This is a genomic window from Pedobacter sp. Leaf132 (assembly GCF_920984695.1).
GTDB lineage: Bacteria > Bacteroidota > Bacteroidia > Sphingobacteriales > Sphingobacteriaceae > Pedobacter.
In genome coordinates this window covers 59,845-84,226 of sequence record NZ_CAKLBO010000002.1, presented here as the reverse complement: position 1 = coordinate 84,226, position 24,382 = coordinate 59,845, and the positions used below count along the sequence as shown (strand labels likewise).

Here is a 24,382-nt window from a genome sequence, read left to right as displayed (position 1 = left end):
AAACAGGCAAAAATGTTCAATTAGCAAACAATATATTTATGGATTAAGAAATAAAATTTTCATTTATCATATTAATCAACCGCCACCGGATTCATGTGTATATCCAGCTTGGCAAAATTTAAAACCTCAATACTTTGAAAGCCAAAATCTTCTACCACTTTACCTAAAATCAAATAGCATCCCTTTCCTTTAAATGGATACATTGGTGTTGAATTAGGAAAATGTATGGTATCAAAAAAATCTCCGTTATTATCTAAAAAAGTACCAAACCACATTTTCGTCTTTTTAACCGTGTGAACGGTTTTTTCGCAAACATAGTTACCAACCATTTTTATCGTTTGGCCTACATGCTTGTGCAAATCAGCAGCCATAATATCCCCACGATAACTCGTTTTTAAAAAATCGAACATATTAAAATTTAAAGGATAACCGAGCAGTTCGAGTTCTACATAAGCATCTTCAATTTTCGAATTTTCTAAAGATGGTAAATGGTATGCTTTCTGCTGAATACTGAATAATTCGGCGTGGTTTAACTTTTTCTGATTGTGCCCGAGGTAGGTGTAAATATCCCAAAGCAGCGTTTTTTTATCCTTTCCGGTAAACCTCAATGCTCCTAAGCGTATTAACAAAATCGCCTGTTCTAAAGTTATCTGTGTTCTTTTTACAAATTGTTCCAGGTTAAGGTACAGTCCATTCTTTTGCCGCTCTTCTGGAATAAGTTCGATAAACTTATGCTCTAACCCTTGCACCCCAACAAAGCCTAAGTAAGCATCGTTACCCCTTATATTTACAATAGCATCGCTGTGGTTTACACAAGGTAAATGCACTTTCGCACCCGTTTTTTGAAGCTCGTGAACATAAACCCAACGTGTGTAAAAGCCGCCATAATTATTTAATACGGCTACCATAAATTCTTTAGGATAATAGGTTTTTAAATATAAGCTTTGGTAACTTTCTACAGCAAAAGAGGCCGAATGTGCTTTTGAGAAGCTATATCCGGCAAAAGATGAAATTTGCCGCCAAACTTCTTTAATCAATTCTTCAGCATGTCCTTGTGCCCTGGCAGAAATAAAAAACTTATTTACCAATTCATCAAAGGCAAGTTTTGAACGGTATTTACCACTCATCGCCTTGCGCAACACATCCGAATCGGCTAAATTAAGACCGGCAAAATAATGGCATACTTTAATTACATCTTCCTGGTAAACCATTACACCATAAGTTTCTTTAAGTTGCTCTTTCATTTCTTCACACAAATATTCAACTTTCTCGGGTGCATGGTAACGCTCGATAAAAGCTTTCATCATTCCTGAACTGGCAACACCGGGCCGTATAATAGAACTGGCTGCAACCAAGGTTAGGTAATTTTCGCATTTAAGCTTTTTCAGCAATTGTCGCATTGCCGGCGATTCGATATAAAAACAGCCAATTGGCTGCCCTTCTTTTAATATCTGATTAAGTTTTTTATCATCCTTAAAATTTTTGAAATCGTGTATATCCACAAAGTCGCCTTTGTTTTTTTCAATAAGACGAACGGCCTCTCGGATGTGGCCTATGCCCCGCTGACTTAAAATATCGAATTTTTCGTAACCGATAAGTTCAGCCTCATACATATCCCATTGTACGGTTGGAAAACCTTTAGGCGGCATATCTAGTGCGGTGTAATAGGTAATTGGTTCTTCAGATATTAAAATACCACCTGCATGAATAGAGCGCTGATTAGGCATTTTCTGCATCAGCTGATAAACAAGTCTTATTTTTTGATAGCTAGGATTTTTTGAATTCAGCCATTCTTTGGTCTGGTCGCTAAAACTATCTATTTCTTCTTTCGCCAAACCTAAAACCTTCCCTATTTCCCGAATAACCGCTCTATCTTTAAAAGTACTCATGGTACCTAAAAAAGCTACGTGTCCTTTGGGGTATTTATTAAAGATGTATTTCTGAATCGTTTCCCTTTCATCCCAAGAAAAATCGATATCAAAATCGGGCGGACTGGTTCTTTTTTCATGCAAAAAACGTTCAAAATACAAATCTAATTCAATAGGGTCAACATCTGTAATCCTTAAACAATAAGCTACAATACTATTCGCACCAGAACCACGCCCAACGTGATAGAACTTACATTTACCCATCGCGTAACGCACAATATCGAAAGTAATAAGAAAATAAGCCGAATACTTTTTAAAAGCAATAATCCTTAACTCCTTCTCCAGCCTTTTTAAAGCAACAGGATTATCTTTTCCATATCGGTATTCCAACCCTTTTAATGCTATCCGCCGCAATAACCTAATATCCATTTCCTCTCCACCTTTGGTATAGTAGAACTTATTTTTAGACTTTGCCTTTGCTTCGTAATATTCAGATAAATCGCAATTATCGAGTAATTTTTGGGTATTTTGGATGATGAAAGGATAGTTTTCAAAGTATGTTTTTAACTTCTCTTCTGAAATTAAAGTTTCATCTTTTAAACACTTTAATTCTGCTGGCACTTTAGTTAATAGCGTATTTAAATCTATTGCCCGCATATATTCATGCAAACGGTGCGAAATTTTATCTGCAACCGTTACCGGATGCCAAACCACCAGTTTATTTTTTTGCTTTAACAAAGGATGCTTGTAGAGGTAATTTAACTGTGTATAACGAATACCAACAAATTCATTTTCTGCCAAAGCATGTGTAAATTCCCTTTCAAATGGATAAATAATAAATACATTTTTAAATTTCGGAGCCTTGTCTGGCAGTGGAACATCATTGATGTTATGATAACTTAAAAATTCATTTAATTCCCTCATGCCTTCCTTGTTTCTGGCAATTCCAAAATAAAGTAAGCTGTTATCCTTCCTAAATTCAATACCTGTAATTGGCTTTAACTCGTAAGAGATGTTACCCTTTTGCACATCATCGGCTTTTTTATAAATACGCTGATTTATGCAGGTTCTGATAAATTCAATTGCACCTGTAGAATTATTAATATCAGTTAATACCAATTGGTGGATATTTAAAATTCTGGCCTGGGCAACTATGGCATCAATATCCATTACACCATATTTTAAGCTATATGAAGAGTGAACATTCAGAAACATTTTAGTTATCGCTTAATTTATTGGTCTGTGAAACATCAGAATTAATAAAAGTCCTGATTCGTGATTTTTTCTTTTCCTCTTCTTTATCTGCAGTTTTCTTTAACCGGGGGTTATACTTTACAACCTTGCCATTTGCATCTTTTTCGGGCTGTTTTACAATACATGCTTTTACAACCGATTCTACACCATAGCTTTGCCTAACTTTATCCATTGCCTGATATAAATCATATTCTTCTTCTGATGTATGATAAAGACCAATTTGTTCAAAACCACTAACTAAATGAGATAACTTTACGCCGATTAAACGCAGCATCATTCGTTTACTGTAAAGTTTCTTAAATAAATCATGTGCCTTTGCAATAAGGAAAGAATCTAAAGCAGTGTATGGTATACGGGCTTGTTGTGTTACGGTTTCAAAATTAGAATAACGAATGGTTACGGTGATACAAGCTGTTAATTTCTGTTGGCTACGCAATTCGAAAGTTAAATTGGTTACCATTCCGGTAAGTATTGATTTCATTTTATGAATATCCATACTGTCATTTTCGAAGGTGGTTTGTGTACCAATTGATTTCCGCTCACGGTAAGGAACTACAGGCGATAAATCAATTCCATTGGCCTTTTGCCACAAGCTGGTACCATGTTCTCCCAATATTTTATACAATAATTCCTGAGGGATTTGAGCAAGCGTTTCTATCTTCCTCACACCCATTTCACTAAGCTTTTTATAGGTTGCCTGGCCAATACCAGGTATTTTATGTACAGATAAGGGATTTAAAAACGGACGAACTTTAGGAAAAGGAATTTCGAGTTCTCCGTTGGGTTTACATTCGTTTGTAACTACTTTAGCAACTGTTTTATTAACCGATAAGCCGAAAGAAATTGGCAAACGCGTTTCCTTAATAATAGTTTGACGCAGCTCTGAAGCAAATTTCATGCAACCAAAAAATTTATCCATCCCGGTCATATCAATATAATGCTCATCAATGCTTGCCTTTTCAAAGAGCGGAACACGTTGCGCTATAATTTCTGTAATTTCATGAGATGCCTTTGAATAATCATCCATGTTGCCTCTTACAAAAATGGCTTGCGGACATAATAATCTGGCCGATCTGCCAGGCATTGCCGCATGAACTCCAAATTTTCGGGCTTCGTAGCTACAAGAAGTAACCACTCCCCTATCAGAACCACCGCCAACAATAACAGGTTTTCCAAGCAATTCAGGATTTTTACGTATCTCTACCGAAACAAAAAATGCATCCTGATCCATGTGAATAATACTTTTTCCTTCCATAATCTTATCACTTACAAAACAAATTTAAACTAAAGTTATTAGCATTTTAACTTTACAAGATGGATTATTACTAACATTTTACTAACATTATTAGTTTTTATAATTCTAAAACCTTTAGTATTTATTAATGTTGAATAGATGTAACCTTAAATAATTAAGCTATGAAAGACGATAAAAAAACATCCGATAAAGAGAAAACATCCGGAACATCGAAAGAAAAAGCAAGCTTTGATCAGAATGGAAAAGGGGCTTCAGAAAAATACGGACAAGCAGGCTCTACACCAAACGAAGCTGAAGAAGGTGGTCTTGGTACTACAGATAAACATAAGCACAAATAAAAAAGGAGCTGCCAAAGGCAGCTCCTCTAAATAGCATTGATGAAGATGTATTATTTTTCGTAAATGCTCATCTTTTCGGCTAATTCTATAATACTTTTAATTTTTAACTTTTGAAATAACCTTAATTTATATGTACTAACCGTACCCATTTGCAAACTTAGCTGATTAGAAATCTCTAAAACACCCACACCTTTAGTTAACAATTCGGCAACTTCCAGTTCTCTTCCGGATAGTTTTGTAAAAGGGTTATCAGCATCATTACCCAAAATACTGTTAAACATATTCTCTTTAACATTTCTGCTCGAGTAACGGCTTCCTGCTAAGATGGTAGTTATGGCAGTAATAATTTCAGATTCTTCTGCATTCTTTGTTAAATACCCAGATGCACCAGCTTTTAAATATGGAACAGCATAAATATTTTCATTTAATGAAGAAAATACTAAAATTTTAGCGTTGGGCTGTATTGTTTTGATTTGGTCAATTACCTTCAGGTTATTTCCGCCTGGTAAGTTCACATCAATAATAATCAAACTTGGAGATTTTTCAATCTCTACAAGGGCTTGCTCCAAAGTGGAAGCATTCAGAATTTGAACTCCCGTCCAATAATCTACGATTAGGTTCTTCAAACCACGACGAATAATTTCGTGATCATCAGCAATAAGTACCGAAAGGGTACTTACAGTATTTTTAGTTTTCATTGCTTGGTATGTTGGGATGATATACTTACTTTTTTTTCGCAATAGGAATATAGAATTTAATTTTAAAAACAGACTTTTTAATTTATTCTATTTGTATATGTAAATGTACGTATTTAATTAATTATGAAAAAAAATATTACACAAATCAGCTAAAGTATTAGACAAATAGAATTGACTTATATCAAGAAAGCTATTCGTAAAAGTAAAGTTTATCACATTTTTCAAAAAAACATGTTGAAGTTAACTAAGATTTTCAAATTTTCGTTCTGATTCTACTCAAAGTTTCTAACCTAATAGCAAGAAATGAAGCTATATATTTTAACGAAACCCTATTTATTAAATCGGGGAATGAAACAAGAAACCTCTTGTATCTTTTCTCTGCTGATGATATACGACATAAGTATGCCCTTTCTTCGGCAGCCCGATAATACAATTCCATCATTTTTCTTCCAATAATATTAGCCTCGATATGATTTTCATACAAATATTCTGAAAGTGAATGTGGTATAGCTATCAATTCTACATCTTCCAGCGCTTGCAAATACTCTTCCGAATCTCCATCTACCCAAAGATTCCTGATGGTGCCCACAACCTCATTTTCTTTTGCAATCCAAGTAGTTATTTCGGTCTTACCATCTTTAATAAAGCCTCTAACCACACCTTTTATAATTAAAAACAGGTATTCATTTCTATCTAAAGGAGAAATTAAAAATTTACCTTTTTTAAAATGCACCGGAAATGTATGCTGATTAATCTGCTCTTCAATATCATTATTTAAAGAATTGAAATTTTTAAAAACATTAATAACCGGAGAAACATCATTATATTTTCTCCATCTATCTTTTTCAGATAAATCAGCAAAAATCATAAATTAAAATAGAGGATAATTAAAATTTAGTTTGTAGGAAGATTATACTGTAAGTATAATAAGTTTGAATTTAAAAAAGAAGTTTAAATATAAAATTTAGCAGAATAAATCTAATTATAAGATTTTCTCAACGCCTAAACCAAATAGCGCAAAGTCATATTTAACCGGATCTGCTGTGTCAAATAATTTCAAATTTTTGGTCAGCTCCAAAGCGGTAAGCCAATCTGTTTGTTTACGTTGAATTAATTTCAAATGCCTTCCTACCCTATCTACATGTACATCGCAGGGGCAAATTAAATCTTCGGCTTTTAAAATCTCCCAAATGCCAAAATCAACGCCATTGTTATCTTTCCGAACCATCCATCTTAAAAACATGTTTAATCTTTTGCAGGTAGATTTTTGCTGAGGTGAAGAAATATGTTTCTTAGTCCGATGCGGAAAATCCTCAAGCGAAAAAAAATAGTTTCTAAAGTGATTTAACCCTTGTTCTATGGTGAAATTCAAATTTGGCAGCAAGCAATTTTCAGAATCTGGAGCGATGCTATTTAACGAGGTATCTGTTGATGAAAACTCGTTAAGAAATTCATTTTGCTTAGGTACGAAAGCCATTTCGAGGCTTGTATAGTTTTGGTAATGAGATTTAAAAAATGCTATAAAATATAGTAAATCGGTATCGTTAAATGTTCTGTGCTTGAAGTTTAACAGGCGCTTCAAATCGCTATCCTTATGATTTAAAACAAAATCATGTGGTGCATAGTCCATTCTAACTAAAAGCTCTTTACATTTATTTATTATAGTTTTTCTTTGTCCCCATGCTAAAATTGCAGCAAAAAAACCTGCAATCTCTATATCTTGCTTTTTAGCAAATAAGTGAGGGATACAAATTGGATCAAATTCTATAAAATCTGGTCGATTGTACTGTTCAACTTTTGCATCAAGAAAATTTTTGAGATCTAAAAAATCCATTTCTTTTGATTAAAAAAAATCCGGTGGCCAAGGCTTAGCCTCAATCACCGGATTCTTAAAATTATATGCTGGTTATTTTAGTGCATTTTCTAAATCTTCCAGTAAATCATCAATATCTTCCACACCAACGCTCAAACGTAATAAATTATCGGTTACACCAACTTTTTCACGCTCTTCTTTAGGAATAGAACCATGTGTCATCGTAGCCGGATGGTTTATTAAAGATTCTACACCACCTAAAGATTCGGCCAAAGTAAACACCTGAAAATTGGAAGAAATTCTGAAAGTTTCCTGCAAATCTGCGTCTTTTAAAGAGATGGAAATCATGCCTCCAAAACCACGCATTTGTTTTTTACCAACATCGTGATTTGGATGATCTTCAAAACCAGGCCAGTAAATTTTATCCACTTTTGGATGATTTTTTAGATAATATGCAATTTTTTCACCGTTTTCGCAATGTGCTTTCATACGAAGGTGTAGTGTTTTTATACCTCTTAAAACTAAAAACGAATCTTGTGGACCTGGAGTTGCGCCACAAGCATTATAAATAAACCAAAGGTCTTTGTACAATTGCTCATCATTGGTTACCAAAGCACCCATAACCACATCAGAGTGGCCGCCAATATATTTTGTAACCGAATGCATTACAATATCTGCACCTAAATCGATAGGATTTTGTAAATATGGAGATGCAAAAGTATTATCTACCGTTAGAATAAGATTTTTCTCTTTAGTAATCTTCGCTACACCCTCAATATCGATAATTTGCATAGTTGGGTTTGTAGGTGTTTCAATCCAAACCAACCTGGTTTTATCATTGATGTATGGCAGCATATTTTCTGGCTTAGATAAATCCAGGAAATGAAATTTTATACCATATTTAGTAAAAATTTTAGTGAAAATCCGATAAGAACCACCATATAGGTCATTACCCGTAATCACTTCATCGCCAGGTTGCAATAATTTTAAAACCGCGTCTGTTGCACCCATTCCACTTGAAAAGGCTAAACCGTATTTCGCATTTTCTAATGCAGCAAGACAATCTTCTAAGGCTTTACGTGTTGGATTTGTACCTCTCGAATACTCATAACCTTTATTGTCTCCAGGCGATTTTTGCCAATAAGTAGAGGTTTGGTAAATTGGTGTCATTACGGCACCTGTGGTTGGGTCAGGCTCTTGACCTGCATGTATAGCTTTTGTTCCGAATTTCATTATTGTAGTAGTATCAAGATATAATTATAAAGTATTAAGACTAACGTTTTAATCAAACAATCGAAAATCTAAATTCTAAAATCTGTTAATAGGCTCTTGCAAATAATACGCGTTGCGTAGATGGCTTACCAGAATAAATGCAGATTCCATCTTCTAACTTATTATCTAAAGGAATACAACGAATTGTAGCCTTAGTTTCTTCTTTTATTTTTTGTTCTGTTTCTGGAGTTCCGTCCCAATGTGCTGAGATAAAACCGGCTTTATCATCAAGAAGCGTTTTAAATTCATCGTAACTATTTGCTTCAGTAATATGCGCATCGCGGTAAGCTAAAGCCTTATCAAACATTGCCTGTTGAATTTCTTCCAATAATTTAGCAATATAGATATCTAAACCTTCCTGCGGAACAGTTTGTTTGGTCTTTGTATCCCGGCGGGCAATTTCTACCGTTTTGTTTTCAATATCTCTACCACCAATTGCAATACGAACCGGCACACCTTTCATTTCGTAATCTGCAAATTTAAAACCCGGACGCTGCGTATCTCTATCATCATATTTAACAGAAATACCAAAGCCTTTCAAACTCATACTTAGCTCATTAACATAAGCTGTTATTTTAGCTAAGTCTTCATCGTTTTTATAAATGGGAACGATTACCACTTGAATTGGCGCCAATTTAGGAGGAATTACCAATCCAGAATCATCACTATGTGCCATAATTAATGCACCCATCAGGCGTGTTGATACGCCCCATGAAGTAGCCCAAACATGATCCAGTTTACCATCTTTACCCGTAAATTTAACATCAAAAGCTTTAGCAAAATTTTGACCCAAAAAGTGTGAAGTTCCTGCCTGCAAAGCTTTACCATCTTGCATTAAAGCTTCAATACAATAAGTATCTAAAGCACCGGCAAATCTTTCGTTCGGCGATTTTCTTCCTCTAACAACAGGTACCGCCAACCAGTTTTCAACAAAATCAGCATAAATATGAAGCATACGTTCCGTTTCTTCGATAGCTTCTTCTGATGTTGCATGCGCCGTATGCCCCTCTTGCCATAGAAATTCTGCTGTACGTAAAAACAATCTAGTACGCATTTCCCAACGCACCACATTTGCCCATTGATTTATTAAAATTGGTAAATCTCTGTAAGATTGAATCCAGCCTTTATAGGTGTTCCAAATAATGGTTTCGGAAGTTGGGCGAACGATTAATTCTTCCTCGAGTTTGGCACTCTCATCAACAACAATATTTCCATTACCATCATTTTTTAAACGATAGTGTGTTACTACAGCACATTCTGTTGCAAAGCCCTCAACGTGAGAGGCTTCCTTGGAAAAAAATGACTTTGGAATGAACAAAGGGAAATAGGCATTCTGATGACCCGTATCTTTAAACATTTTATCTAAAACGGCCTGCATTTTCTCCCAGATTGCGTAGCCATTTGGCTTGATTACCATACAACCGCGTACAGCAGAATGCTCTGCCAAATCTGCCTTTATAACGATATCATTGTACCATTGTGAGTAATCTGCTTCTCTGCTTGTAATTTCTTTGCTCATGTTATGTATTTGGAACGTAAATTGTGTGTTAAATAATGTGAAATTAAGCTACAAATTTATAAATTTATGCCTACAAAACGATTGTTGAGATGAAGCATTAATTATAATGTTAATTAAGTGACTAACCTTTTATCGAAAATATCGTTTATTAATTATAGCACACACACAACTAAATATAAACACAATGAAACCAATTAAATTTTTACCCATTGTAATGATTGCAGCCGCTGGGTTGGTTGCATCATGCTCTACACCAAAATTGGCTCAAAATTCTTCAGCTGATGATGATGTTTACAACACCGTAGCGAAAGCTCGGGAAGTTGAATACCGTGCACCTGCACCATCGCAGCAGCAGCAACAACAGCAGTATGCTCAAGGCGATCAGGATTACGATGAATATTATGGAACAAGTAATCCTTATTATGATATGGATTATTCTTCAAGAATAAATCGCTTTTATAATGGCTCTACTTTTAGAGGATACTATGACCCTTACTATGATAACTTTGCTTACGGAAACAACTTCGGGTATGGCAGTAGTTATGGAATAACCAATTATTTAGGTTATGGTAACATGGGCTGGAATAACGGTTATGGCCTTGGCTGGGGCGGTGGTTGGTATGGAAACGGATGGGGCTATGGCAGCATCTGGAACAATCCTTATAACTTCGGCAACTTTGGCTACAACCCTTACTGGGGATGGAATTCTGGTTGGGGCTGGGGTATGAACTCTTATTATGATCGCTTTGGTTGGGGCGGCGGTGGCTGGTACGGTGGTGCCGGTTGGTTTGGTGTTGGAGGCGGCTATTACGGTGGCGGAAGTTACTCTAGCAATGGCAGACCAAGACCAAATAGAGATGGTGATAACCGTGGCTCTTACGGAAGTACAGGTTCAAGAACGCCTATCAGTGGTGGCAATTACGGCAGACCAGCAGTTTCTACAAATAACTCAGGTCGCCCGGAAAGATGGTCTAACGGAAACAATGGCAATACTACAAATAATGGTCAAAGCGGACGTACAAGTTCAAGACCATCTCGTGATGAAGGTTTCAGCAGACCGCAAATTCAACAATCTCAACCACAACCACAAAGCAGACCAGACCGTGGAAGTTACAGTCCTCCACCATCATCATCAGGAAGCAGTGGCGGCGGTAGTTCTAGTGGCGGCGGCGGCGGTGGCGGCGGCAGACCAACAAGAGGTGGCGGCAGATAATATTAACACATTCACACAATTTATAAGATGAAACTTAGATCAATTTTTATTGTGGCAGGAATAGTTCTTGCCAGCAATTCTTTATATGCCCAATACACAAGTGATGTGCTACGCTTTTCGCAACCAGAATTTGGTACAACTTCAAGATTTAAAGGCTTAGGTGGTGCACAAACTGCTCTTGGTGGCGATGTTAGTTCACTATCAGGAAATCCTGCAGGTTTAGGTTTTTTCACTAAATCTGAATTTACCTTTACTCCAGAATTTAACAATTTTAAAACCGGTTCTGAATATTTAGGCAATAATTTATCTGATAAGAAAAGCAAAGCTGGAATTAACCAGGTTGGTTTAGTATTTTATTCTCCAACAAATAAATCAAAAGGTTCTAATTTGAACGATGGATGGGTTAGCGTAAATTTTGGTGTTGCTTATAACAAAACCAATAATTTCAATCAAAACATCACCTATGGTGGTAGGAATACAAAAAGCTCAATGGCTGATTACTTCGCAAACATTGCAGGCACTACACCAGAGGCAAGTTTAGCATCTGGCTCATTAGAAAAAATGGCTTATGATAATTTCTTAATTGAATATGACCCTGCCGGCTATTTCCCAACAACTGCTTTAAATAATAATCAACAAAATATCATTACCCGCTCAGGTTCTCAATCTGAAGTAAATATTGGTATGGCTGGTAATTATGGCAATAAACTTTATCTGGGTTTATCATTAGGTTTAACAAACGTTAATTACAATTCTGATATTGCATTCTCTGAAAATGGTAATAATTTAACATATGCCGGTCAAGATCCTGTTTTTGTAAATGGAACTTACAGTTTAAATTATAACTCTATCCAACAAACCAGAGGTAATGGTATAAACGCGAAACTTGGTGTGATTTACAAACCAGTAAACGAATTAAGATTAGGTTTAAGTTTGATTACACCAACGTGGTATAGCTTAACTGATAATTTTTCAGAAAACTTAAATACCAGGTTCAAGAGAGCTGATGGAACGAATGTACCTGAATACACAAATCCTTTATCTAACTATAATTCTGAATACACGCTTAGAACGCCTTACCGTGTTAATGGTGGTATAGCCTATATATTGGGTAATAGCGGATTAATTACAGCAGATGCTGAATATGTTGATTACAGCAGTATTCATTTTTCTTCTAACTTCAGTAATGAAACAATAAATACAAATCGTGATATTCAAGCTTTATACAAAGGCAATTTTAACTACAGAGCAGGTTTAGAATTTAAATTGGTTAATCAGTTTATGATTAGAGGTGGATATTCTTATTCAGGTAGCCCATACAAAAATTTAGATTTTACAACGCAAGCCTATAGCGGTGGTTTAGGATATCGTTTCGATAACTATTATTTAGATGTTACTTACAGACATACTAAATGGGATTCTACAAATTCTCCATACACGATTTCAGCAGATTATCCTGATTATAGTTTTACAGGAGCCGGACCGACCGCAAACTTGAAAAACACTGCAGATAATGTTTTCTTAACTTTCGGCGTAAGATTTTAAAAGAATAAAATTTGAGTTTAAAAGTCCTGGTGAAAATCAGGACTTTTATTTTTTAACAGAAATTAGCTTTTCGCTATATACTGGTCCATTTTCTGTTACACCCTGAATAATGATTTTAAAATCGCCTGTTAAATCACCAGTGGTGAAAATTAATGGTGTTTCGGCTTTATTATCTATTACAGTTTGATAGCTCCAGTAAATTGTGGCAAAATTTATGGGTTCATTTTTATTGGTGATATCCGAAACATAAAATTCTTTCGGTAATTCTATGCCATTTAACACTAAAAAATTTGGACTGGTTTCTTTCTGCAAACACCCGGCATAAATAACCGTTCTGCCATTAGATGGATAAGTTTTTCCTTTTATGGGTAATGTACCAAAAGAATGATTATTGCAATTTAAAATTCCGTATTGGCATACATAATCGCCACATTCATTTACACCTGTTATATTTTGAAAACCAATCGAATTATCGTTAGATTTTTTAATGGTTACTTCATTTAATTTAATTCCATCAAAAGAAGATATATTTTCTGCCGATGCTAAAACATCCATCTTATTGAAGCTATTTTCAAATTTAAATTGCTTTAAAAAGGTTTTAATCTCATCAAAAGGGTCGCTGATTTTAACATTGTACAAAGCCGGATTTTTACCTCCGTAGCTTAACCAAATTTTCTGTGCAGACTCAGTAATCAAGCTATTGTAAGGCAGTTTAAAATAGCCTAAACTATCGGTAAAAACTTGATTTATGTTACTTCCGGCAATTGTGGTAAGTTGCATAGGAGATTTTATTACATTTTTGCCTTTGGAAATCGTACCAGAATATTCTAAAGAAGAAACATCGTTTTTTGCCATTATTTCGATATCTTTTTCATTAGGCCATTTATATTTACGCCAGCCTTTAATTAATAAAACATCTTCCAGATAATTTAAGTCATTAAGCTTTATGCCTGAAACATTTACAGGCAATAAACCCAAATTATTTTCTAAATAATTATAATCAACAATATTTTTCTTGTTTGCGAGATTAACCCTGTTTGATTGTACAACAGCAATAGAAACTAATCCTTTATTACGACTTTTATCCGTTGGATTTAGTTTCAAATTAAGCTTAACACTATCCCTTGTTAAATATTGTTCTTTAGCCCCATCGATATCCAGCTTTTCTATTTTATCATAATGAGCAAAGAAAATCCGTTCAGCAATTGGACGATACAGGCTATCTAATAAGGTGAGTACATTAATGCCTTTAGGAACAGAATCGAGTTTTATAGTAATTTTAGATGGTTTTGTAGGGCTTAAATTTATTTTGGCTAACGAATATAGATGCTCATAATTATGGATAACTACATGCGCTTGGGTTTTTACATTACTTTCGATAAAAAACTTAAGCTCATCATTTCCAAATGCGGCAGGAAATTTAACAATCGCACCAGAATTTAAGCTTTGCGGTAGTTCAAAATTCCCAATCAGAGTTTTATCTTTTATAAGTTTAACAATATACTTTACATTTTTTTCGGGCGATAAATAAAACCAACCCATACCTGATGATTTAGTTACAATCGTATCCAGAACTTTATCATTGGCAAACAAAACACCTTTTGCGCTGATGGCAGAACCTTCAATATCAGTTATCTCCCACCCTACCTTGCCTGGAATTCCGGTAACCATGTATCCACCTTCCGGATAAAAGTTTACCTTGTATTGAACCGACTGATTAAATGGAAGTTCAATTTTTGCATACCGGATGTATTTGTCCTTTTTAACAGTAACTGAGATGATATTATTTTCAGCAGTAATTTTATCAGCGGGAAAATCAATCATAACCTCACCAATTATGCTGGTTTTCGATTTTCCGCTAAGCAAAATCTGATGCTGCTTTCCAATTACATAACTTACCTCTGCATTTGGAATAAAACGATTATCACCGCTTAGTACCTTCAGCAAAACAGATCCATTGCCGGTTTTTTCATCTTTAGTTTTAAAAACAGACAAGTTAGCGGTTAAAGGATTTACTTTATTAGATTTTATAGCAATGGATTGTACAAACTCCACATCTGGCTTGCCATTAAGTTTTATATTAGTGTGTGCAATAAACTTAAAATTTCCGTTGAGGATAGAATCTGGCAACCTCAAATTACCTAAAACGAAGCCCTTTTCAATTAAAAACTTCTTTTGTACCACTATCGAACTGTCTGCATCGCTAAGCAGCGATAAATATAAAGTGTGGTAATTGCTTAAATCGGTCGCAGTTTTTAGCAGATAACCCGTAAACCAAACCTGATCATTATTGGTGTATACATTTTTATCAAAGTGGATAAAAAGAGTTGATAAAATGTTTTTTGAGGAATACCTATCTAAAACATTTGCAATACTATCGGCCTTATTTACCTGAGCATTTATTTTTGCTGAAAATAGTAAAATGATAAAAAAAACAGGTAATTTCTTAAGCATATAATAATTGGATGTTGCTTAAAAATGCTCATATTATTTTATAAATGGAAACTAAATAAGTCCTTGTAAAATGCCGCCCTGCTCTGCCATGCGATTAATTTTAGCTTCTACAGTTGCATCTTTAATCAATTCTGGCGCATGGTGTGGTTTTTTACGGGCATCAATAATCATCGAACCCTTACAACCCCAGTGCTTATCGATTGTAAAATCATTAATACCATAAATATCTGCTGCCGGATTACTTCTTGTAAATGCTACCCAAACCAAATTATTTGTTGTTGCAGCTGTAAATTCAGAATCATCGGCAATTACAATTAACGGCAAGCCTGATAAATCTTTATCAATTAAAGAGATATTTAATTTGGCAATCTCTGCTGCAGTTTTTTCAGCGTTTTGATATTTATCAGCCTGTAAAACTAAAACACCAGGCATTGCAATTTTAGGCTTAGAAAATCCTTCAGCGAGAACTAAGTCAGGAAGTTCATTCCAAAGTGCTCGTTTTTTATTCCCGGCTGCCGCGATAACAACTTTTGAACCACTATTTAATCCGGCGCCGCTATAATCTAAAGTATCTATCGTAGTATTGGTATAAAAGTGCAAATCTGTTTTTAAATCTATTCGTTCTAAAACATGCTGAATAAATTCTTCAATATGATGTGTGCTTAACGCCTCATTATCTTCCTTCGCCGCAATAAAGAGATATTTAGCTAAGCTTAACTGGTTTTTACCTAAAATATGATTCGCAATCGTTAAAATTTCTTGAGGTTTTCGCTCCTTCAGATATGGAGTATACCTTTCGCTACCGATAGCAAAAAGTAATGGATGTACACCTGCGGCATCTACCGCATGAACTTCTTTCAATCCATGAATTTCCTGAGGAATGGCAGAACCAGTAATTTCATGAATTAAGGCACCGAAACTTGTATCTTCCTGAGGCGGTCTACCAACTACGGTAAACGACCAAATCGCATCCTTTTTATGGTAAACGTTATGTACTTTCATTAAAGGAAAAGGATGCGTTAAGCTATAATAACCTAAATGGTCGCCAAAAGGCCCTTCGGGCTTATTCTCATTTGGATAAACTGTTCCGGTGATGATGAAGTCTGCATCAGCTGAAATACAAAAACCTTCATCATCATAAAAGTATCTGAATCTTCTTCCACCCAGTGCACCTGCAAATGTCATTTCAGATAAACCCTCTGGCAATGGCATAACAGCCGCAAGCGGATGCGAAGGTGGCCCACCTACAAAAATGCTTACTTTAAGTGGAATCCCTAATGCGTTAGCTTTAGATTGATGAACACCGATACCACGATGAATTTGATAATGCAAGCCTATTTCTTTGTCTTGAATGTAATCGTTTCCACCAAGTTGAATGCGATACATGCCAAGATTAGCATTTAAAACACCAGGTTTATCAACATCTTCGGTGTAAACTTGAGGCATAGTAACAAACGGACCACCATCCATTGGCCAATTTACAATTTGAGGTAATTTGCTGATATCTGTTTTCAGGAAATTACGTTTTGCCGAAGGCGTTTTCATTGGCAAAGCAGATAGTGCTGTAAGGGCCGAACCAGCGTATTTGAAAGGCTTTTTAAGCGCTTTCATTGGATCTGAACGCAACCCAACCAACTGTTGAACTTTCGGTAAAGTATCTCGAAAGATAAATTTGGAGCGTTCTAAAGTGCCGAATAAATTAGAAACTGCCGGGAAAGGACTTCCCTTAACTTTTTCGAAGAATATAGCCGGACCATTATTTTCATAAATGCGTAAATGGATTGCAGCCATTTCTAAATATGGGTCGACTTCCTCTTTTATCCTAAGTAAATGACCATGCTTTTCTAAATCGGTAATGCATTCTGCTAAACTTTTATACGCCATGCACAAAGATAAATGCTGAAGAACAAAAAAGCCACAGATTAGCAGATTTAAAACGAAATCTACAAATCTGTGGCATGAAATACTATTATCTTATTTTTTACCTGCAAACGAGCGAAGCATCCAGGTATTTTTTTCTTTAAATTGCATAAAGCGGTTTACCATATCGTTTGAACCATCATCCCCTGCTTTATCAGTTTCATCCAATAATTGGCGCTCAATATCTATTAAAGTTGCCATATCTTGTAAAATTTCATCAACCATATCCATGTCTTTCATGCCAATGGTGTTTACCTCTTTAATTTGCGATTCTTTGATGTAATCGGCAAAACGACTATGAGGTGGCTTGCCTAAGGTTAAAACACGTTCTGCAATTTCATCGATAGTTAATTGCGCATTTGTATACAACTCCTCAAACTTTACATGTAAGGTAAAAAAATTCTGACCTTTAACATTCCAGTGGCAACCTCTTAATTTTTGGTAGTGGATATGATAATTTGCCAAATAATCATTCAGAAGATCAACCACAGGTTTTACTTCTTTTTCATTTAAACTTATCTCTTTAGCGTCCATTTTTATATTTATATTTAATGTCTCTCTAACAAACAAATAAACTAAAAGTTTCGCGTAAAGTTTAATTTAAACAATACCGTAATTATATGTTCGTTTAATAATCATGGCTGCTAAAAACAGCACATTGTTACATAAATATAATTCATAAAAAATCTGGGAAAAGCATTACTTAATCGTATTTCAAACCGCAAAAAACCTATTCTAAGTTCAGTTGGTTTTAATATTATTCGTATAATTGCTACCCTTTATAAAAATTTAGATAAAAATAAATGTATAAAATAGGTTTATCAGCACTGCTTTTTCTTGCTCTAAATGCATCTAAAGCAAAGGCAAATCATATCGTTATCGATTCAATAGGCGTAGAAAACAACAACGGAAAAAAGTTAATTGTTCATCAAGCTGCAGCAAAAGATACATATTACTCAATAGGCAGGCGTTATAATGTTGCTCCAAAAGAGATAATGGCCTTTAACGATAATAAATATCTTCAGATAGGTGTAATTATTAAGGTGCCAACCAATGTTCCTTTTACAAACACTAACCCTTCAACCCTTACACAAACAACGCCAAACAATACTGGCGAACATATTGTAGTGGCAAAGGATAATTTAAATATGCTGGCCGAAAAATACGGTACAACTATAAATGAATTAAAATCACTGAATAACCTTACCAGTACAAATTTAAGAATTGGACAGGTTTTAAAAATTCCGGTTAAAAACGGAGCAACGCCAGCTCAAAAAACAGATGTTTCTGCTGTTAAAAAAGAAACCGCAACTGCTGCTGCAGAACCTGTAAACAATAACAGCGAAACATTAATTGAGCACGAGGTTAAACCGAAAGAATTTTTAGGCAAAATTGCTGAGAAATATGGCACCACCGTTGATGAAATAAAAAGATTAAATAATTTAAGTAGCATAAATTTACGCATTGGCCAGAAGTTAAAAATACCTGCCACCAAAAATATCGACGAAAATAAGGTAGTTACATCAGCAGAAGTTCCTGTAGCTAAAGTTGAAACGCCAATAACTAAAGTTACACCAGTTATTAAAGATGCGGTTGGCACGCATACCGTTAAACAAGGCGAAAACATTTTCAGCATTGCAAAACAATATGGCTTAACAGCTTATCAAATCAGGAGAAATAATAATCTCGAGGATAATAATTTGTCAACGGGTCAGGTTTTAAAAATTCCATCTGATATTGTTACAGATATTCCTCCGGTTAAAGAAACAACTGCACCGCCAATCGTTAAAGAAACACCAAAAGAAGAAAGCTTTATTTACAACGTAAGTGCTGGCGAAACGATTTTTTCTATTGCAAAAAAATTCAATCTTACGGCTTATCAAATCAGAACTGCAAACAAGCTGAATGATAATACGGTTACTGTTGGCCAAAAATTACTAATTCCAAAAGCACCGGAGCCTAAATCAGTTGCAGAGTTAGCAAAAGAAGATCAGGATAGTAACCCGGATAGCACTTCATTTAAAGACCCAAAACTTCGCGGAGCTCCAAGTAAATATGGCTTGAGCCAAATTGATGAAAAAGGAGCTGCTGTTTCAATTTCTGACCCGGATTTAGACGCAAGTAAAATGTTGGTTCTACATCGTACAGCGCCAATTGGCACGATAATAAAATTAACTAACCCTATGACAAACCGTACAGCCTTAGCCAAGGTTGTTGGTAAATTTACCGAGAACGAATCGACAAAAGATGTTATCATTGTAATGACTAAAGCAGTAGCAGATTCTTTAGGCGCATTAGATAAAAGATTTTACTGCAATTTAACGTACGGTGTGCATGAGCTTGAATAAAAAACCCTTTATAATTGGTATTGCCGGAGGAAGCGGTTCCGGAAAAACTTTCTTTTTAAACTGTTTTCTCCATCATTTTAAACAAGATGAAGTAACATTGGTTTCTCAGGATGATTATTACATCCCGGCAGGAGAAATGACCCAGGAAGAAAACAAGCTTTACAATTTTGATTTACCTTCTACCATTGATAGTGAACAATTTTTACGGGACATTAAACAATTGATGAATGGTGAAGTTGTTTATAAAAAGGAATATAATTTTAATAATCCATTAGCGGTTGTTAAAATACTTGAAATAAAATCTGCCCCTATTATTATCGTTGAGGGATTATTCATCTTACATTTTAAAGAAATTGCAGCATTATTAGACCACATGATTTTTATTGATGCTGATGAACAAGTTGCTTTAGATAGACGCATTAAACGCGATGGTTTGGAAAGAGGATACCCTGAAGATGACGTTCTGTATAAATGGCACAATCATGTTCTACCAGCCTACAAAGAATATTTGTTGCCTTATAAGGATAACTGTAATAAAATCGTATTTAACAATAGCGATGAACCCGATGAAATTATTTCGATTACAGAGGAAATATCTGTCGATTTAAGGAATAGAATATTAATTGATAATTAAGGGAGATATCAAGACCTGTCATCCTTAGCTTGTCGAAGGACTTACCGTAATTTTATTTACGGCGTTTCAACGACTTTTTCCGATACTTCGGGAAGCTCAGCGTGACAAGGAAATGGTAGGATAACAATTTAGTTTAAAGCCCTTTGTTTAATACCTAATCTAATTTCATTTCAGGAATTTCCCCTTCTACAATAAGTTTGCCCAAGGTAGATTGCCTGATGAAATCTACACTCACACCAGGAGCAATCTCTAAAAGTTTAAAACCACCTTCTTGTAAAATATCTAAAACGGCTAATTCGGTAACAACCTTTTTTATACACTTAACACCTGTTAAAGGTAATGTACAAGCTGGTAACAATTTACTTTCACCCGCTTTATTGATATGCTGCATGGCCACAATTATATTTTTTGCCGAGGCAACCAAATCCATAGCACCGCCCATACCTTTAACCATTTTGCCAGGGATTTTCCAATTGGCGATATCGCCGTTTTCAGAAACTTCCATCGCACCTAAAATGGTTAAATCAACTTTTTGTGCCCTAATCATTCCAAAACTCATAGCCGAATCAAATATTGATGAACCAGGCAATGTGGTTATGGTTTGCTTACCTGCATTAATTAAATCAGCATCTTCTTCGCCTTCAAACGGAAACGGACCCATACCTAACAATCCATTTTCAGATTGAAGTACAATATTTATGTTATCAGGAATGTAGTTTGCCACCAACGTAGGTATACCAATACCAAGATTAACATAATATCCGTCTTTTATTTCTTTAGCTATGCGCTGTGCAATTTGTTCTTTTGATAATGACATAATTTTAGAATAATTGAATTTTGAATTAAAGTATGATTGAATAAAGATTCAAATTAACTCTTCCTCACTGTTCTCTGTTCAATTCTCTTTTCATAATTTTTTCCCTGAAAAATTCTGTGAACGTAAATGCCCGGTGTATGAATATAATCTGGGTCTAAAGTTCCGGCTTCAACCAATTCCTCTACTTCGGCAATGGTAATTTTACCTGCCATTGCCATAACCGGATTAAAATTTCTACTTGTAGAACGGAAAATTAAATTTCCAGCGGTGTCTCCTTTCCAGGCTTTTACAATTGCGAAATCTGCATCAAAAGCAAATTCCATTAAATAATCTTTTCCATTAAAATTTCTGATTTCCTTACCTTCAGCTACTTCAGTACCCACACCTGCAGGCGTAAAAATGGCAGGCATACCATAACCAGCCGCTAAACAACGTGTTGCAAGTGTTCCTTGAGGGATAAGTTCTACCTCAAGTTCACCGCTTAAAAGTTGTCTTTCAAATTCAGCATTTTCACCAACGTATGAAGAAATCATTTTTTTTACCTGACGCTGCTTTAACATCAAGCCAATTCCGAAATCATCTACCCCAGCGTTATTAGAAATACAGGTTAAATCACTAACTTTTTTGCTAACTAATGCATTAATACAATTCTCCGGAATACCACAAAGGCCAAATCCGCCAAGCATTATTGTAGAACCGTCAGATATATCCCGGATTGCTTCTTCAGCGCCTGATACAACTTTGTTTATCATTTTATGAATTTTTGGTTAGGTCGCTAAATTACAAAACATAAATTTAAATCTACATTTTGACATAAAGACACCATAATGGAATAATCAATTGGAATTAATCTAAATAAGAACTATTTTTGTAGCGCAATGATTTACGAGCGAGAAGACATCACCTTTATTCCAACAGATCCTGAAATTCAAAAGGGCATTGGCTTTATTTTTAGCTGCATGGCAGATCATAAAAAGTGCTGCGAAAAATTTAAGAAAGGCAAACGCTGTAAAAAGTGCCCAGGCAACAAGAAAAAATAAAGCTTTAATATTCTTAATTTAAATACACATAGGTTATTCCATCTCCACCTCTATCTGCGTGTTCATCTTCCATCCTATCAACCTGGCTATATTTACGTAAATATTCACGAATCATTTTCCTTAAAATCCCATCACCTTTTCCATGAATAAGTTTAATAGATGGGAAACCAAGCATTATTGCTTTATCTAAATATTTTTCAACTTCAAATAGGGCATCTTCAGTTCGCTTACCTCTTAAATCTAATTCTGCTCTAAAACCAGAAACGGCATCGTTCATTCTGCCGGCAAAAGAATTACCTGAGCTTTGAACTGCTTTTTTAGCTTCGCGGTTACTAATTTTCTGAACCCTGCTCTTCTTTACATTGGATCGCAAATCGCCTATAGCCAAAACCAAATCGTTTCTGTTAATCTCTAAAACAAGGCCCGTGGTTTCGCTATCATTAAATTTTACGTAATCTCCTACTTCAATCTCGCCGCCTAACACCACAGGCTGAGGTTTAGGTTTTTCAACTTTTACCTCATGTTTTACCAGTTCTTTTTGCAAATTCTGCCTTAATTCTTTGGTTGCAACTTTATCTGCCTGCTTTTCTTTTATTTCAGCAATGGTATTTTCAACAAGTTTATTTGCATTTTTGATGATGTTTTGCGCCTCTTGCTTGGCTTCTTTAATCAAAACTCTTCGGTTTTCATCTAAGAAAGCCTTTAGCTTTTCGTTTTCTGCGACAAGATTTTTGGCTTTATTTTGTTGATTAGCCAGACTAACTTTTGCATCGTAAATGGTTTTCTTTTCACGTTCCAAATCAACCAGCATCGTATCAATCCGGTTTTGGTTAGAGCCTGTTTTTTCTCTCGCCAGTTGGATTACTTCTTTCGGTAAGCCAATATTTTGAGCAATCTCAAAAGCATAAGAACTTCCCGGTTTACCCATTTCAAGAATATACAAAGGCTTCATTTTTGAGTTATCGAAAAGCATTGAAGCATTTTCTAAACCATTTGTATTGCCTGCAAATAGCTTCAAATTTGAGTAGTGCGTGGTAATAACACCTCTAACTTTTTTGTTATTTAAAACTTCTAAAACGGCTTCTGCCATCGGCCCGCCAAATTGCGGGTCGGTTCCGGTTCCAAACTCATCAATTAAAACCATCGTTTTTGGCGATGCGTGTTCTACAAAATAACGCATCTTGGTTAAATGGGCGCTGTATGTACTTAAGTCACTTTCAATAGATTGATCATCACCAATATCTGCAAAAATATTATCGAAAATACCAACCTCGCTATTCGCATCTACTGGAATTAGCAAACCGCTTTGCAACATAATCTGCAGCAAACCCACCGTTTTCATACACACAGATTTACCACCAGCGTTCGGTCCTGAAACCAACACAATTCGGGTTTCAGTATCAATATGAATATTTAATGGTGTTACCGTTTTTTTATCAACTGCAAAGGATAAAAGCAATAAAGGATGTCTGGCATTGATAAGCTTCGCCTTTGGCTCTTTTAATAAACCCGGCATTTCTGCCTCAATTTCTATGGCGAATAATGCTTTTGCCCTAACAAAATCTAACTTCGTTAAAAACCCGTGATACGATAATAGCAAAGGAGAATACGGACGCAATTCATCCGTTAAGGCAATTAAAATTTTGATTATTTCTCTACGCTTATCAAATTCTAAATCTCTTAACTTATTATTTAAAGCAAAAACTTCTTCAGGCTCTATGTAAACGGTTTGCCCAGTGGCCGATTCATCGTGCACAAAACCTTTCAGCTTGCGCTTATTTTCTGCAAGAACAGGGATACACATCCGCCCATCTCTAATGGTTAAACTTCCATCTGCAACCCAATTGTTTGCAATTGCCTGCTTGTAAATGGAATCCATTCTTTTTCTTACATCTTGCTCTGCTTTGGCGATGGATGCAGTAATATCCTGCAATTCTTTTGAAGCATTTGGCTTGATTTTTCCTTTCGCATCAATCACCTGCTCAATTTTACGAAGTATATTTTTCTCAATTGGCAAGTGTTCAAACAAGGCTTCGAGTGTTGGATAAACTTCTGCTCTTTCTTCAAAAAACCTTAAAACAGAAAAAACAGTTTGCAACGAGGTATAAATCTGAAACCACTCCTCTTCTAAAAGATAAGTGCCTTCAACTCTAATTTTTTCAATTAAAGATTTGATGTCAAAGAAGGTATTAATTTGAAGTGGCTCCTGGTTTTGGATAATACTTTTAAACTCATTCGTTTGACGCAAAAATTTATCAATCTGGTCAAAACGATTCATAACCTGCATTTTCGATACCATAGTTTGCCCCATGATACTCAAGCAATGCCTGCTAATTAATTGCTTAACTTCTAAAAAGCCTAAGCGCTCTAAACAATTTTCGGGATATAACATAC

Annotated in this window: 18 protein-coding genes; 5 read left to right on the top strand and 13 right to left on the bottom strand. The window is 35.3% G+C overall.

The features are described from left to right. Positions 1 to 71 precede the first annotated feature (71 nt). Positions 72 to 3,083: a DNA polymerase III subunit alpha gene (gene dnaE / locus LUA86_RS04120; protein WP_231459326.1), complete on the bottom strand. Its 3,012-nt coding sequence runs from the start codon at positions 3,081 to 3,083 to the stop codon at positions 72 to 74. 1 nt (position 3,084) lies between these two features. Beyond that, positions 3,085 to 4,377: a DNA polymerase IV gene (gene dinB, locus LUA86_RS04115; protein ID WP_370634301.1), complete on the bottom strand. Its 1,293-nt coding sequence runs from the start codon at positions 4,375 to 4,377 to the stop codon at positions 3,085 to 3,087. A 161-nt stretch (positions 4,378 to 4,538) separates the two neighbouring features. On the opposite strand from dinB, the gene LUA86_RS04110 reads away from it, so the two are divergent. Further along, on the top strand, positions 4,539 to 4,715 hold the full coding sequence (locus LUA86_RS04110) for a hypothetical protein (protein WP_231459325.1): 177 nt from the start codon (positions 4,539 to 4,541) through the stop codon (positions 4,713 to 4,715). Positions 4,716 to 4,765: 50 nt separating this feature from the next. On the opposite strand, the gene LUA86_RS04105 is transcribed toward LUA86_RS04110, so the two are convergent. The 5 genes from LUA86_RS04105 to proS all read right to left on the bottom strand — a co-directional run bounded on the left by LUA86_RS04105 (position 4,766) and on the right by proS (position 10,017). Next, complete coding sequence (locus LUA86_RS04105) at positions 4,766 to 5,413, bottom strand: response regulator transcription factor (RefSeq protein WP_231459324.1); 648 nt, start codon at positions 5,411 to 5,413, stop codon at positions 4,766 to 4,768. A gap of 253 nt (positions 5,414 to 5,666) precedes the next feature. Next, positions 5,667 to 6,281 carry a Crp/Fnr family transcriptional regulator gene (locus LUA86_RS04100; protein WP_231459323.1) on the bottom strand — a complete coding sequence of 205 codons (615 nt, stop codon included), beginning with the start codon at positions 6,279 to 6,281 and terminating at the stop codon, positions 5,667 to 5,669. 114 nt (positions 6,282 to 6,395) lie between these two features. Beyond that, positions 6,396 to 7,247 (bottom strand): TIGR02757 family protein, encoded by an 852-nt coding sequence (locus LUA86_RS04095; protein ID WP_231459322.1) that lies wholly within the window; start codon positions 7,245 to 7,247, stop codon positions 6,396 to 6,398. 72 nt (positions 7,248 to 7,319) lie between these two features. After that, entirely contained in the window at positions 7,320 to 8,459 is a 1,140-nt protein-coding gene (locus LUA86_RS04090; RefSeq protein WP_231459321.1) for a cystathionine gamma-synthase, read from the bottom strand. 85 nt (positions 8,460 to 8,544) lie between these two features. Further along, the gene (proS, locus tag LUA86_RS04085; protein WP_231459320.1) at positions 8,545 to 10,017 is read right to left on the bottom strand and encodes a proline--tRNA ligase; all 1,473 of its coding nucleotides are present in this window, start codon (positions 10,015 to 10,017) and stop codon (positions 8,545 to 8,547) included. Positions 10,018 to 10,201: 184 nt separating this feature from the next. Between proS and LUA86_RS04080 the strand changes: the two genes are divergently transcribed. Both LUA86_RS04080 and LUA86_RS04075 read left to right on the top strand, forming a co-directional pair. Beyond that, positions 10,202 to 11,230: a hypothetical protein gene (locus LUA86_RS04080; protein ID WP_231459319.1), complete on the top strand. Its 1,029-nt coding sequence runs from the start codon at positions 10,202 to 10,204 to the stop codon at positions 11,228 to 11,230. Between the two features lie 27 nt (positions 11,231 to 11,257). Then, positions 11,258 to 12,775, top strand: coding sequence for an OmpP1/FadL family transporter (locus LUA86_RS04075; RefSeq protein ID WP_231459318.1), 1,518 nt, complete (start codon positions 11,258 to 11,260; stop codon positions 12,773 to 12,775). Positions 12,776 to 12,820: 45 nt separating this feature from the next. Here LUA86_RS04075 and LUA86_RS04070 read toward each other — a convergent pair whose 3' ends face one another. The 3 genes from LUA86_RS04070 to LUA86_RS04060 form a co-directional block, all read right to left on the bottom strand. Next, positions 12,821 to 15,229 (bottom strand): hypothetical protein, encoded by a 2,409-nt coding sequence (locus LUA86_RS04070; protein ID WP_231459317.1) that lies wholly within the window; start codon positions 15,227 to 15,229, stop codon positions 12,821 to 12,823. Between the two features lie 51 nt (positions 15,230 to 15,280). After that, positions 15,281 to 17,113, bottom strand: coding sequence for a UbiD family decarboxylase (locus LUA86_RS04065; RefSeq protein WP_231459316.1), 1,833 nt, complete (start codon positions 17,111 to 17,113; stop codon positions 15,281 to 15,283). A gap of 90 nt (positions 17,114 to 17,203) precedes the next feature. Next, the gene (locus tag LUA86_RS04060) at positions 17,204 to 17,683 is read right to left on the bottom strand and encodes a Dps family protein (protein WP_231459315.1); all 480 of its coding nucleotides are present in this window, start codon (positions 17,681 to 17,683) and stop codon (positions 17,204 to 17,206) included. A 269-nt stretch (positions 17,684 to 17,952) separates the two neighbouring features. On the opposite strand from LUA86_RS04060, the gene LUA86_RS04055 reads away from it, so the two are divergent. Both LUA86_RS04055 and LUA86_RS04050 read left to right on the top strand, forming a co-directional pair. Continuing rightward, positions 17,953 to 19,497, top strand: coding sequence for a LysM peptidoglycan-binding domain-containing protein (locus tag LUA86_RS04055; protein ID WP_231459314.1), 1,545 nt, complete (start codon positions 17,953 to 17,955; stop codon positions 19,495 to 19,497). Continuing rightward, on the top strand, positions 19,490 to 20,131 hold the full coding sequence (locus LUA86_RS04050) for a uridine kinase (RefSeq protein WP_231459942.1): 642 nt from the start codon (positions 19,490 to 19,492) through the stop codon (positions 20,129 to 20,131). Before LUA86_RS04055 ends, LUA86_RS04050 begins: the two co-directional genes overlap by 8 nt. A gap of 154 nt (positions 20,132 to 20,285) precedes the next feature. Here the strand turns inward: LUA86_RS04050 and LUA86_RS04045 are convergent, their stop codons facing one another. The 3 genes from LUA86_RS04045 to LUA86_RS04035 form a co-directional block, all read right to left on the bottom strand. Continuing rightward, positions 20,286 to 20,948 (bottom strand): CoA transferase subunit B, encoded by a 663-nt coding sequence (locus LUA86_RS04045; RefSeq protein ID WP_231459313.1) that lies wholly within the window; start codon positions 20,946 to 20,948, stop codon positions 20,286 to 20,288. Between the two features lie 53 nt (positions 20,949 to 21,001). Then, positions 21,002 to 21,700, bottom strand: coding sequence for a CoA transferase subunit A (locus LUA86_RS04040; RefSeq protein ID WP_231459312.1), 699 nt, complete (start codon positions 21,698 to 21,700; stop codon positions 21,002 to 21,004). A gap of 301 nt (positions 21,701 to 22,001) precedes the next feature. After that, a complete protein-coding gene (locus LUA86_RS04035) occupies positions 22,002 to 24,380 on the bottom strand; it encodes an endonuclease MutS2 (protein WP_231459311.1) in 2,379 nt (792 codons plus the stop codon). Positions 24,381 to 24,382 lie beyond the last annotated feature (2 nt).

Excerpts from the sequence above, each read along its gene's own strand:
- dnaE (WP_231459326.1), bottom strand. The coding sequence starts at position 3,083 with ATGTTTCTGAATGTTCACTCTTCATATAGCTTAAAATATGGTGTAATG.
- dinB (WP_370634301.1), bottom strand. The coding sequence starts at position 4,377 with ATGGAAGGAAAAAGTATTATTCACATGGATCAGGATGCATTTTTTGTT.
- LUA86_RS04110 (WP_231459325.1), top strand. The coding sequence starts at position 4,539 with ATGAAAGACGATAAAAAAACATCCGATAAAGAGAAAACATCCGGAACA.
- LUA86_RS04105 (WP_231459324.1), bottom strand. The coding sequence starts at position 5,413 with ATGAAAACTAAAAATACTGTAAGTACCCTTTCGGTACTTATTGCTGAT.
- LUA86_RS04100 (WP_231459323.1), bottom strand. The coding sequence starts at position 6,281 with ATGATTTTTGCTGATTTATCTGAAAAAGATAGATGGAGAAAATATAAT.
- LUA86_RS04095 (WP_231459322.1), bottom strand. The coding sequence starts at position 7,247 with ATGGATTTTTTAGATCTCAAAAATTTTCTTGATGCAAAAGTTGAACAG.
- LUA86_RS04090 (WP_231459321.1), bottom strand. The coding sequence starts at position 8,459 with ATGAAATTCGGAACAAAAGCTATACATGCAGGTCAAGAGCCTGACCCA.
- proS (WP_231459320.1), bottom strand. The coding sequence starts at position 10,017 with ATGAGCAAAGAAATTACAAGCAGAGAAGCAGATTACTCACAATGGTAC.
- LUA86_RS04080 (WP_231459319.1), top strand. The coding sequence starts at position 10,202 with ATGAAACCAATTAAATTTTTACCCATTGTAATGATTGCAGCCGCTGGG.
- LUA86_RS04075 (WP_231459318.1), top strand. The coding sequence starts at position 11,258 with ATGAAACTTAGATCAATTTTTATTGTGGCAGGAATAGTTCTTGCCAGC.
- LUA86_RS04070 (WP_231459317.1), bottom strand. The coding sequence starts at position 15,229 with ATGCTTAAGAAATTACCTGTTTTTTTTATCATTTTACTATTTTCAGCA.
- LUA86_RS04065 (WP_231459316.1), bottom strand. The coding sequence starts at position 17,113 with ATGGCGTATAAAAGTTTAGCAGAATGCATTACCGATTTAGAAAAGCAT.
- LUA86_RS04060 (WP_231459315.1), bottom strand. The coding sequence starts at position 17,683 with ATGGACGCTAAAGAGATAAGTTTAAATGAAAAAGAAGTAAAACCTGTG.
- LUA86_RS04055 (WP_231459314.1), top strand. The coding sequence starts at position 17,953 with ATGTATAAAATAGGTTTATCAGCACTGCTTTTTCTTGCTCTAAATGCA.
- LUA86_RS04045 (WP_231459313.1), bottom strand. The coding sequence starts at position 20,948 with ATGTCATTATCAAAAGAACAAATTGCACAGCGCATAGCTAAAGAAATA.
- LUA86_RS04040 (WP_231459312.1), bottom strand. The coding sequence starts at position 21,700 with ATGATAAACAAAGTTGTATCAGGCGCTGAAGAAGCAATCCGGGATATA.
- LUA86_RS04035 (WP_231459311.1), bottom strand. The coding sequence starts at position 24,380 with ATGTTATATCCCGAAAATTGTTTAGAGCGCTTAGGCTTTTTAGAAGTT.